The organism is Rubneribacter sp. (assembly GCF_965361815.1).
Genome location: NZ_CBDTNW010000081.1, coordinates 1 through 11,556, shown reverse-complemented (window position 1 = coordinate 11,556; position 11,556 = coordinate 1). Strand labels below are relative to the sequence as shown.

The 11,556-nt window shown below is 65.8% G+C and carries 9 protein-coding genes; 5 read left to right on the top strand and 4 right to left on the bottom strand.

Annotated elements, in window-relative coordinates:
* Positions 1-742 (top strand): TDT family transporter (locus ACWKY3_RS06055; RefSeq protein ID WP_449315530.1); only part of this gene is annotated, 742 nt, incomplete at its 5' end.
* Between the two features lie 22 nt (positions 743-764).
* Here ACWKY3_RS06055 and ACWKY3_RS06050 read toward each other — a convergent pair.
* The 3 genes from ACWKY3_RS06050 to ACWKY3_RS06040 all read right to left on the bottom strand — a co-directional run bounded on the left by ACWKY3_RS06050 (position 765) and on the right by ACWKY3_RS06040 (position 5,321).
* On the bottom strand, positions 765-1,517 hold the full coding sequence (locus tag ACWKY3_RS06050; RefSeq protein WP_449315529.1) for a GTP pyrophosphokinase: 753 nt from the start codon (positions 1,515-1,517) through the stop codon (positions 765-767).
* A gap of 356 nt (positions 1,518-1,873) precedes the next feature.
* Entirely contained in the window at positions 1,874-2,872 is a 999-nt protein-coding gene (gene mazG, locus ACWKY3_RS06045; RefSeq protein WP_449315528.1) for a nucleoside triphosphate pyrophosphohydrolase, read from the bottom strand.
* A gap of 634 nt (positions 2,873-3,506) precedes the next feature.
* Complete coding sequence (locus tag ACWKY3_RS06040) at positions 3,507-5,321, bottom strand: FAD-binding protein (protein WP_449315527.1); 1,815 nt, start codon at positions 5,319-5,321, stop codon at positions 3,507-3,509.
* 233 nt (positions 5,322-5,554) lie between these two features.
* On the opposite strand from ACWKY3_RS06040, the gene ACWKY3_RS06035 reads away from it, so the two are divergent.
* Positions 5,555-7,093: a response regulator transcription factor gene (locus ACWKY3_RS06035; RefSeq protein WP_449315526.1), complete on the top strand. Its 1,539-nt coding sequence runs from the start codon at positions 5,555-5,557 to the stop codon at positions 7,091-7,093.
* A gap of 39 nt (positions 7,094-7,132) precedes the next feature.
* Here the strand turns inward: ACWKY3_RS06035 and ACWKY3_RS06030 are convergent, their stop codons facing one another.
* Positions 7,133-8,575 (bottom strand): response regulator transcription factor, encoded by a 1,443-nt coding sequence (locus ACWKY3_RS06030; RefSeq protein WP_449315525.1) that lies wholly within the window; start codon positions 8,573-8,575, stop codon positions 7,133-7,135.
* A 252-nt stretch (positions 8,576-8,827) separates the two neighbouring features.
* Here ACWKY3_RS06030 and ACWKY3_RS06025 point away from each other — a divergent pair, with 252 nt between their 5' ends.
* The 3 genes from ACWKY3_RS06025 to ACWKY3_RS06015 all read left to right on the top strand — a co-directional run.
* Positions 8,828-10,495, top strand: coding sequence for an FAD-binding protein (locus tag ACWKY3_RS06025; protein WP_449315524.1), 1,668 nt, complete (start codon positions 8,828-8,830; stop codon positions 10,493-10,495).
* A 210-nt stretch (positions 10,496-10,705) separates the two neighbouring features.
* Positions 10,706-11,389, top strand: a complete 684-nt coding sequence (locus ACWKY3_RS06020; RefSeq protein WP_449315523.1) for a Crp/Fnr family transcriptional regulator — start codon at positions 10,706-10,708, stop codon at positions 11,387-11,389.
* On the top strand, positions 11,386-11,556 hold a 171-nt coding region (locus tag ACWKY3_RS06015), incomplete at its 3' end, for an isochorismatase family protein (protein ID WP_449315531.1). The genes ACWKY3_RS06020 and ACWKY3_RS06015, both read left to right, overlap by 4 nt.

Sequence of the window (11,556 nt, the reverse complement as noted above, 5' to 3'; positions counted from 1 at the left end):
TCGAATCATACCGGGGCGGGCCGTGCCCTCCTTCCTATCTGGACGCTATCCTGCTGTCAAAGTGCGCAAAAAATTGTACGTTACCCGTTTCATCATGCGGTTCAAGCTGGACGAGGTGTTTCCCACGTACTTCATCTGCTATGTGGGCATCGTCGTGGCATCGGCCACCTCGCCCGTCTTCGGCATGGAGGCGGCGGGGCATGCGCTGTTCTGGCTGGGATTCGCGTTCTACGTCGTGCTGCTGGGCCTGGTGACGTACCGCTACGCCAAGCACGAGGTGCCGGAGCCGGCGCAGCCGCTGCTGTGCATCTACACCGCGCCCATGAGCCTGTCGCTGGTGGGCTACCTGACCTGCGCCCCCAACCCGAACCCGGTGTTCGCGGGCGTCATGCTGGCGATCGCGCAGATGCTGCTCGTCGTCGTGCTGTCGCAGCTTCCCCGACTGCTGCGCCTGCGCTTCTACCCCAGCTACGCCGCCATGACCTTCCCCTTCGTGATCACGGCCACCGCGCTTGGCAAGGCGATCGCGTTCTTCCGCGCGCAGGGCGTCGCGCTGCCCGAGGCGCTCGACGTCCTGTTCGTGGCGGAGACGGCCGTGGCCGTGGTGATGGTGGCCTACGTGCTGGGCCATTACCTCCGCTTCCTCTTCGGACGCACGGCCGCCGCGCGTGTCGCGGCGCCCGCCCCGACGCCGGCGGAGGGTCCGCGCGCATCCCTTGCCGCCGAAAGCACCGAAGGCTAGCGCGAACGCGGGGCGCGCGCCCTCACTCCCCCACCTCCAGGGCGCGCGCGAGAATCTGCATGCGCGCCTCCACGTCCTCGATGATGCGGCTGCAATCTTTGAGTTCGGCGCGCGTGTCGATGCCCTCCAGATCGCGCACCGCCTTGTACTTGAGGTCGTGTTCGAGGCTGGCCCAGAAGTCCATGGCGACGGTGCGCAGCTGCACCTCCACGGGAATGAGCTCCTTCTTGTCCAGGAAGTACACGGGAATGCGCACGATGACGTGCAGGCTGCGGTACCCGTTGGGCTTGGGGTTGGCGATGTAGTCCTTCACCGTGACGATGGCAAGGTCGTCCTGACGCTGCAGCAGTTCCAGCAAGTTGTACACATCGTGGATGTAGGAGCAGATCACGCGCACGCCCGCTATGTCCATGATGTAGCGCTCCATGTTCTCGAGCGTGGGCTTTTTGCCGTAGCGCTCGAGCTTTTCGAAGATGCTCGCCGGCTTTTTGATGCGCGATTCAATGTGGTGGATGGGGTTGCGGTGCTTCTTGAGGTTGAGGTCCTGGTCGAGGATCTCGAAGCGCACCTCCATCTCGCGCATGGCGGCCTGGTACTTTTGGATGATCTCGCGCGTGCGCGCCTCCATGCTGTGCAGCCGCTGCAGGTCGCTGAGCGGCGGGCGAAGGTCGTCGGTGAGGCGGAACGCCGAAAGCCCGTCCTCTCGCTCGCTCCGCTCGATCTGCTGCTCCGCCTTGTCCTCGCCGCGCTCGCTCGCGCCGCGCGCCTTCCGCATCGCACGTCGTCCGTCCACGCCGGATGCACCTCCGCTTTGCTCGTCTCTTTCCTGCGGGCCGTATGATACTAGAAGCCCCCGACCAACCGTCATCAGTTTGAAAAGCCGTAACGCAACGCTTACGAAACGTCTACGAACGAGCGGCCGCAGCTGCGGACGGCGGCAGAATACGGCTTGGCCGCAGAGCGCAGGCGGGGACGACGGGCGGACACGCGGGCGGCAACCCGGCGCGGCAAGCGGACGGCAGTGGAACGAGGCGCGGCGGGCGGGCGTCGTCGCGGGCGGGCGCGGCGGGCGGGCGTCGTCGCGGGCGAAAGGCGCCGCGCGTCACCTGAAAGCGCGCGGTGGACCAAGCGCTAGGCGCGGCGGGCCTTCGCCTTCGCCTGCTCCCAAAGCTCGTTTTGCTCGTCGGCAGAAAGCTCCTCGATGCGCCGGCCCTGCGCTGCGGCGGCGGCCTCCATGGCGGCCCACCGGGTGCGGAACTTCGCGCAGGTGGCGCGCAGGGCGCCTTCGGCGTCCACGCCCATGCGGCGCGCCACGTTCACCAGGCTGAACAGCATGTCTCCAAACTCCAGCTCCACAGCCGCCACGGCTGCGGCGGCATCGGCGGCGCCCGCGGAAGGCGCAACGCTTGCGTCCACCTTGCCGTTGGCGGCCTTCGGCGCCGCCTTGTAGGCCGCCTGCAACTCGGCCGTCTCCTCGCGCACCTTGGCCCACACGTCGTCAAGCGCGTCCCACTCGAAGCCGGCGGCTGCGGCCTTGCGCGAGATCTTCTGCGCCTGCATAAGCGCCGGGAAGCTGGTCGGCACGCCGTCGAGCAGGCTGGGCGCAGGGGCGGGGGCGCCGTCGGGAGCGGGGTCGTCCGAAGCGGAGCCATCCGGGGCAGCGTCTGCGGCGGCGTCCTTCTCGGCCAGCTTCACCTGGTCCCACAGGTCCAGAACCTCGGAGGCGTTTTCCGCGCTGGCCTCGCCGAACACGTGGGGGTGGCGGCGCACCATCTTCGCGTTCACGTCGGCGCACACGTCCTCTATGCCGAACTCGCCCGCGTCGGCGGCAATCTGACTTTGCAGCACCACCTGCAACAGCACATCACCCAGCTCCTCGCGCAGGTGCGCCGTGTCGCCAGCTTCGATGGCGTCCACGGCCTCGTACGCCTCCTCTATCATGTTGTGCGCGATGCTCTGGTGGGTCTGCTCGCGGTCCCACGGGCAGCCGTCCGGCGCGCGCAACGCCGCGATAGTGGCCACGAACTGGTCGAACGACGGATGTCGGACAGGATGCGACGCAAGGTGGGCGGCAGAGGCGGCGGAGGCGGCAGGGGCGACCGACGGCGCGGACGGTTCGGAAGCGGTCATGGAAGGTCCTTTCTTCGACTGTTCGACATCAGTATACCGCCGAACATCGCACGTCGAGCCTGCAACATGCCACGGCCAACGCGAAAGAACGCCCCTCTCTCTCTGTCAAACCGCCGTTGACACGGGCCCCTCCGGAGGCGGCCCGGCGGGGGGCCGCCCGCAGGTTGGTCACAAACCGCGCCCTGTGGCACGCGCGGGGCCGCTTTTCCGCCCCCCGGCCCCTCCGCGCCTGGAGAAACCCCAGGTCGCCGGAATCGCGCGGCCCGCCGATGCGCCGGATCGGCCGCCCGGCGTGCCACAGGGCGCGGTTTGTGGCCAACCTGCGGAAGCGCCCCTGCCGAACCGGGGTCGGCGCGGGCCGGCCCGCCGGGCAGGGCCCCGCCGGGCGCTTCGGGGAGCCCTTTCCGACGGGCGGGCGGGGCCTTCCGAAGCGCCCGGCCAGGGGGAAGCCCGGCCCGAGGGTTGGCCGGCATGGGTTCGTGTCAACGCTAACAGAGAGGAACGCCAATTCCGTGGATGCCCGCCAGCAGCCCGGGCCGCCAGCATGCGCGAACATGTTGGCGGCCGTGAAACGCGCAAACGTCCCCTGTTGCCTGCCAGCGGCAACGTCCCCGAAGGCAACGCCGCAGCGCGGCTACTCGTTCTTCGACAGGTAGTCGGCAAGCAGGTAGCCAAAGCACAGGCTGCGACCGAAATTCAATCCGGGGCACACCGTGGTGTAGTTGTTGCCGACGAAGTTCCCGGCAACCGAGCCGTTCGCGTACAAGCCGGGAATGATCTCGCCAGCTTCATCGAGCACGTGCAGGTCCGGATCCGTTTGCAAACCTCCCAAGCACACAAGCAGCGCGCTGTACGTGGGGATGCAGTAGAAGGGGCCGTTCTCGTCGATGGGGCACAGGTACTCCGCAGGCTTCAGGAAGTCCTCATCGTAGCCCTTCTCGCACAGCTCGTTGTAACGCCTGATCGTCTCCTTGAGCGTGTCGGCCGGCAAATCGTTCGCCTCGGCCAGCTCGTCGATGGTGGCGAAACCGCCCTCGGGGCACATGAACAGCGCGTAATCTTCCTTGGTCGCCACGGGGCCGCCCAGGTAGCCGGCCTGCTCGGGAATGTAGTCCATCCAGTTCGGCGTGTAGATGTTGAACACCTTGCCACCCGGCTGACGCAAAAGCTGGATGCCCTCGTAGCCCATCACGCAATGCTCGTTATTGAAGCGCTCCCCGTTGGCGTTGACCTGCAGGTTGTTCTTCGACATGGTGAGCGCGATGATGGCCTCGTCGGCCGTCTGGTAGCGCTGCAGCAGCTCGGGGTCGTCCTCGTACAACGCGCGGATTTCGTCAGAGGAAAGCGCGCAAGGCGACTGCCCCATCGTGCACTCGACGGGAAGCGAGAAGATCATGGGAGCATGCGGCATGGTGTCCTGCATGGCGGCACCCGCCCATACGCCGAGCTTCTGACCGTCGCCCGTCGCATACTCCAAAAAGCCCTTGTACACGTTCTCGGAATCGGCCATGGGGCACAGCGCCTTGAGCATGTTCTCATCCATGGTGTAATCGCCCGTGCACAGCACCACGGCCCGCGCGTTCACATAGCCGACCGTCTTGCCCTCGGCAGACGTGCACACCGCGCCGCTCACCCGCCCATCGTCGTCTTTGATGAGCTGCTCCACCGTGGTGCTGTAGTTCAAGCTCATACCGCCCTCGGTGCAGCGGCGCTCCAAGATGGGAAGGAAGTCCATGATCGGGCTGCCGACCGTGGTGGGAAGGCGATTCTCGGAATTCGGATCCTTGTCGGTGGTGAACGAGCAGTTGGCGCCGCCAGCGAAGTTATGCGTGCCCGGATACTCGCCCAACGACCCGTGCTCCACCTCCGAGATGATAACGGTCAGCCCCTCTTCCTCGCAGATGCCGCACGCCCAGTCCATCGCCTCGCCCGAACGCAAAGCGAAGATGCGCCACAGCCGCTCGTCCACGTTGTGGCTCATCATCTCCATGATGCGGGGAAGGGCCTCCTCCACATCGACTTCACCGCCCACCTGCTTGGCCAGCGAGCTGTTGAACGCGAACACCGACCCGCCGATTCCCGTCCACGAATCGGTCTTCGCGACGAGCGTGACCTTCTCCCCCAGCTCGATGAGCCGTGTGGCCACCGCGTATCCGGACATGCCCGCCCCGACGATCAGGTACTGACCCGTCAGATCGACGGTCTCCTCGAACTCGGTAACGGGTTCGGGGGCGGGACCCGCCCAGTCGTACGCGCTTGCGCCCGCCGCCTGGCTCGACCCCGATCCTCCCGTTTCCGCGCTCGCTCCCGACGATGGCGAGGAGGCTTGGGACGGCGCGCATCCCGCCACCGCTCCCATTGCCGCAATCGCCCCTGCGGCAGCCGCTCCCGTGATGAAGCTCCGCCGGGAAAGCCCGGAGGCGTTGCGCTCGATGTTGTTTCGTTCCATGTGCGTCCCCTTTCCTTGGTTTTGGAGCCTTCGCAGGCCCAACACGACGTCCCACCCGCAACCGCATGCCGCAGGCGCGCCTCTAAAAGTACGCGCGGCGCGGCAAAATGGCACCCCTCCTTTCGGGTTGTTTTGAGTCGCGAGGCCCTGCCGCGCGCCGGCAGTTTGCTATGCTGGCACCACCTCTTTGGGGTCGTTCGCGCACGGCGTCTCAAGAGGAGGGAGGGGTTGCCATGAAAAGCGCTGCGAAACTCACGATGACCTTTGCGGGGTTCGGGATTCTCCTCGGACTGATGCAGGGGCTTCTGCTGTCGGAATCCCTGTTCGCCTCCGTCGGGCTGCGCAGGTTGCCCAACGACGCGTACGACATGGCTCTGCTTCTGTCGTACGCAGCAACGTCTGCGACCGTCGGAGTCCTTGGCGTGCGCGGAACCTTTGAGCAGAAACGCCTTCCGGCGGGGTGGTGCGCCGCGTGCGCCCTGGCAGGCACGACGCTTTTGGCGGTGTCGGGCAGCTTGAGGCCTCTCGCCGTTTTGGCGGGCGCGCTGACGGGATCGGGTGCAGGCGGGTTGGCGCTTTCCTGGCAAGAGGCCCTTGCATGGGTTCCGGCGCGACTGCGGGTCTTCTGCGTCGGATCGGCCTTCCTGTGCGTCTTCGCCGTCAGCTCGGCGCTCGTCGCGTTCCCTTCGCCTATCGCCATGGCCCTGTGCTTCGCAGGCATCCCCGCATCCGCGCTTCTTTTGGCCGTATGCTGCAAAAACGTCGGCTTGGAGCCCGGGCGGGTGGAGGTCGCCACGTTTTTCTCCGTCTCGCGGCCCTCGCCTTCGCCCGTAGAGGCGGCGGCCGCGACGGAGGGAACCGTGCGCTCGACGCTCTCCCAACTGCTAGGCCCGCTGTTTTGCCTGGCGGCGTTTGCCACCGTGTTCGGAATCGTGGGTCAAGTGGCCATAGGGACCCCAAGGGGGTTCTCGCACGCAAGTCAGGTGACCTGCTTTTCCATCGGATGCGCTGCGGCGCTTTTTCTCGCCGTCTCCGCCACCTCGTACAAGGCCATTGACCCCTCCTCCGTCTTTAGAACGATATTTCCCCTCGCCTTGGCCGCGCTGTTTCTATTGCCGTTCATCGATCCCGACAGCCGCGCGTACGGAAACGGCTTCTTGGCAGGAGGCTACTTCTTCGTCAGCTTCGCCTTCATGGTGCTGACCGCGTCTGCGGTTCGCAACCTGCACGTGTCAAGCTACGTCGTGAACGGATTCAGCCGGGGAATGGAGACTGCGCTCTCGGTGGTGGGCGTGGCAGTGGGAACCGCGCTTTCGGGAAGCGACGGGTACGACTTCATCCAGACGGTCACGCTCGTGTTCTTGTGCGGCTACCTCCTGTCCACAGCCCTGCTGCTCCTGAGCAGGCAGACTCGCAAAGAAAAAGAGCCTGCAAGGGGACATCCCGAGAGGAAAGAGTCTGTGATCATCGTGAACGAGGTGGTTAGAAGCGCCGACGACCAGATCCTTGAGCGGTGCAGCGCCTGCGCAAAAGCTCATGGCCTGACGCAGCGAGAAGAGGAGGTTCTGTTCTATCTGGCGAAAGGCCGCTCAAGCTCGTATATAAGCGAACTGTTTGTGGTTTCCCTCAACACCGTTAAAGGCCACGTGAAGAACATCTACGCCAAAACCGGCGTGCATTCCAAGCAGGAACTGCTGGACCTTGTGGAGCGAAGCGGGGGCGCAGTCGGCACGACAGGGACGAAGCCTGACGGAGATTCCGCGCAACACTGACGCGGCTTTTGGAACTTGAGCGAGGGGATCAGCCGTCCGTCACGCGCCACGGAACTCGTTGGCCAACGTCAGCAGCTCCTGGCGCTCGTGGACGCCCACCTTCTGATAGATGTGGCGCACGTGCGTTTTGGCGGTGTTCGTGCTGATGTAGAGCGTCTCTTTGATGTAGGGGATGCTGCGGCCCTTCAGCAAAAGGGCCAGCACCTCCCGCTCGCGCTGCGTCAGCCCGAACGCGTCGGCCAGAAGCGTCGCCTTGCACGAGGTCGCGTCCGGCCCCGCCTGGTCGCCTTCGGCGGGCACCACCTCCCACAAAAGCCGGTTCACGCTCTGCTCGCGTATGAAGTACATGCCGGCAAACGTGAGCAGCAGCACCTCCAACGACACCAGGTACGCAAGGACGTCCATGTGGACTCCCGCCGCCACCGCAACGGCGAGGGCGTTTCCGGCCGCAACGCCGCACAGCCCCCCTGCCCGCAGCGCCAACTGACCGCACGCGAGGATGCGGACGGGCGAGTTCGTGGCGTGCTTGGCGGCGTACACCGCAAGCAGCGTCATGGCGTTCTCCGAAACGAACGACGCCACGATGACCGCCACGCTAAAGCACGCGAACCTCCCTTCGAACGGCAGGATGAGCGAAAGGAACCCGACGGCGGCCACCAGGATGGAGACGCGGAACAGCACCTCGAAGTGGCAGTCGCGCATGAAGCGCAGCGCCACGCCCATGACCGCGAACGTGACGAACCTTCCCAAAATGGACACCTGGATGCCCAGCGCGTAGGAGTTGTCCACGCCCGAAAGCGCATCCTGGAACCCCGACTGCGAGAAGCTGAACCCGAAGCACAGAAGCGCCGCGCCTATGCCTATGGGCGCGAACTGCTTGAACAATATAGTGCGCCACGGCCTTGCCCAGACGGCGGCAACGTCGTCCCTTCCTCGCCGCCGCCATGCGCGGAGGAATCCGACCAAGCACACCACGGGAACCGCCACCAGCAGCACGAACGCCACGTCGATGGGCACGGCGTGAAGAGCGAGGGCGCATACGGCGTCGATGCCTATCTTCGCCATGATGACGGCCTTCACCCGCCCGAACTCCATCGACACGAACAGCTCGCTCCACAGCAGCCAGAACGCCTCGATGCCCACGCCGCACAGCACCGACCCCACCACGAGCAGCGCGAAGCTGTCGATCCACCCGTTGGCCGCGCACGTGACGAACAGGGTTCCGAACGTGAGCGCCCCCGCCGCCGCAACCGCCGCAAGCGGGTGCGAGGCAAGCGACGTCACGCGCCGGCCCAGCGCGACCATCGCGCAGTCGGCGAAAAACCGCGCCACCATGGTCACGGTCACCAGAACCTGCACGGCCGCCACAGCCGACTCCGACGAGCCGATGGTGACATGGAGGTTGACGACAAGCGACATCCACACGCGCGTCAACGCGAACGAGATCATCCCCAGGGGGACAAGCGCTGCGACTCCCCTCATCGCACGCGACCCCGTTTTGACAAAACCCCACATGAAAGCCCCTCACTCGAAATGGATGACGCACGCTCCGCCGGATTTTAGCACGGTGCGTGCGATGCCCGCCCGCAAAGGCGCATGGCATGCTGGCATCACGGCGGGTCGGCGCCCGGGCGCGGGGGATTGAAAGGTTCGCAACCGTTGATCCTAGTGCACGAGGCGCCGATCCGTCAACAGGGCACCTTTGCGGAAACAAGAGCGAAAAGGAGAGAAGGGATGAAGATCAACACGCACGACGGCGCGAAAAAGCGCGCTTGCGCCTTGAGCCGGCGGTCGTTTTTGGCGGGAGCGGGCTTGGCGTGCGCGGGGCTGGGGCTGGCCGCGTGCTCGCCCGCGTCGTCCGAAGGCGAGACAGGCGGCGCCTCCGCCTCCGCCTCGGTCTCGGCGCCTGCCAACTGGGATCACGAGGTGGACTTCCTTGTGATAGGATCGGGGACCGCCGCCGTCGGCGCGCTTGCGGCCACCGAGGCCGAAGGCGCTTCGGTCATGCTCATCGAAAAGGCCGACAGCCTGTTCGGCGGCACCTCCACCACGTCGGGCGGCGGGTTCTGGACCCCTATGAACAAGTGGCAGGCCGACGTGAACGTGACCGACAGCCGCGAGGCCGCCATCGCCTACATCACCGGATGCGGCGGAGGCCGCACCGATCAAGCCACGGTGGAGGCGTACGTGGACACGGCGCACGTCATGATGGAGTGGTTAAGCGACACCATCGGCGTTGAGTTCGCCGTGGGAGGCGCCCACGATTACTACGACAACGTGGAGGGCTTCCTCAACTACGGCCGCAACTCCAAGGTGAAAAGCGGCAAGGCGGGCGATGTGTGGAACGCCATCCAAGCCAAGCTCCAAGAGCGCGGTTGCGAGATCCTCATGGGAACGGCGCTCGACGAGTTCTACACCGACGCCAACGGCAGCGTCATCGGCGTCAAAGCGCTCCAGGGAGGCAAGGAGGTCAACATCAAGGCCGGCGCGGTGCTGATGGGCACCGGCGGCTTCGACCACGATCCCGAGATGACGCGCGAGAACCTTCCCGCGCCCATCTTCTACTCCAACGCCGCGCAAACGAACACGGGCGACGGCCACCGCGCCGCCGGACGCATCAACGCGAAGCTCGGGCTGATGAGCTTCGTCTGGGCCATGCCGAACATCTTCCCCGGCAAGCCCGCCGACTTCGACCCTGCGGCATCGGTGCAGTTCGACATAAAGGGCAACGACTTCAACCGCTATCGCGGCTATCCGAACAGCATGATCGTGAACAGCCGGGGCCATCGCTTCGGCGACGAGTCGGCAACGTATCCCGTCTACAACATGAGCATGCAGAACTTCAGTTCCGACACGCTCACTTACGAGAACGTCCCCGCCTTCTTCATCTGCGATTCCACCTATGTTGAAACCTACGAGCTGCCCGGCATGGGCGAGGGCGACGCATCGTGGTTCGAGCAGGCCGACACCATCGAGGAGCTTGCGGAGAAGCTGGGCATCGACGCGGCAGGGTTGGTCGCCGAGGTGGCGAAGTTCAACGGCTACGCGCAGACCGGCGTGGACGAGGACTACCATCGCGGCGAGAAAGAGTCGAGCAAAAGCGCATGGCTCAAAAACATCGACCGGCCCGACCTCGCCAACCCGATGATCGGCCCCGTGGAGAAGGGCCCGTTCTACGGAGCGGTGTACCTGCCCGCCATGACCGGTACCGCAGGAGGCGTGAAGATCAACGAGAACGCCCAGGCCGTCAACAACGACGGCGAGGTTATCCCGGGCTTGTACGCATGCGGCAACTGCACGGCGTCCATCGCCGGCGGCGCCTACCTTGGCGGCGGCGCCACGCTGTGCCCTGGGGCGACGATGGCCTACATCGCCGCTCATCACGCGCTGGGCATCTCGTAACGGCCCGCGCTTCCTTTATGTGCGGCGGCGGCCAGGCGGGCCACCGGCCCTGTCGCCGCCGCACGCTAGCCATGCGGCCGACGGCCATCGGCGGCTGTCCGCATGTGGTTTTGCCGAGCGTTCGCCTGGCCCCTCTTGCCCGGCAGCCCCCGCCCGGCGATACTGGCGCAAGAAGTTTCGTTGCAATTGCAACAAAGGAGACTGAAGCCGATGGATTCCCTTGACCGCTACCTGCCGCTCATCGGCCGCTCGCCGCTGTTCGACGGCATAGGCGCGAACGACCTCGAGGCTCTGCTCGCCTGTCTGGACGTCCGCACCCGCTCGTTCGAGAAAGGCGAGGCAGTGCTGCGCATGGGCGATGCCACCACCCGCATGGGCATGGTGCTGGAGGGCGCGGTGCGGCTGGAGCGCGACGACTATTGGGGCAACCGCAGCATCCTTGCATCGTTCGGGCCGGGGCAGTCGTTCGCCGAGGTGTGCGCATGCGAGCCCGACCTGCCGCTCGACGTCAACGTCATGGCCGCAGACAACGCGCTTGTGCTGTTCCTCGACGTGGGCCGCGTCACCACGATGTGCTCCTCGTCGTGCGCGTTCCACGCACGGCTCGTTCGCAACTTGCTCGGACTCATCGCAAAGCGCGCGCACTCCCTCACGCGCAAGATCGAGCACGTCTCCAAGCGCACGACGCGCGCGAAGCTGCTGTCGTACCTCTCCGAGCAGGCCGAGGCCGCAGGGTCGAACCGCTTCGCCATCCCCTTTGACCGCCAGGAACTGGCCGACTACCTGTCCGTGGACCGCAGCGCCATGTGCGCCGAGCTCTCGCGCATGAAGCGCGACGGCCTGGTGGACTTCCATAAGAACCGATTCGAGATCGTCCAAGGAGGCTCGCTATGATCTGCCCGCGCACCGCCGCGTTCCTTGTCATCGACATGCAGCATGGGTTCGTCGACTCCTCGTCGGCATTGTGCGTGGCCGGGGCGGCCGCCACGGTGCCCACGTGCTCGCGCGCGCTCGACAAGGCGCGCGAGCTGGGCATGCCCGTGTTCCACATCGTGCGCGAG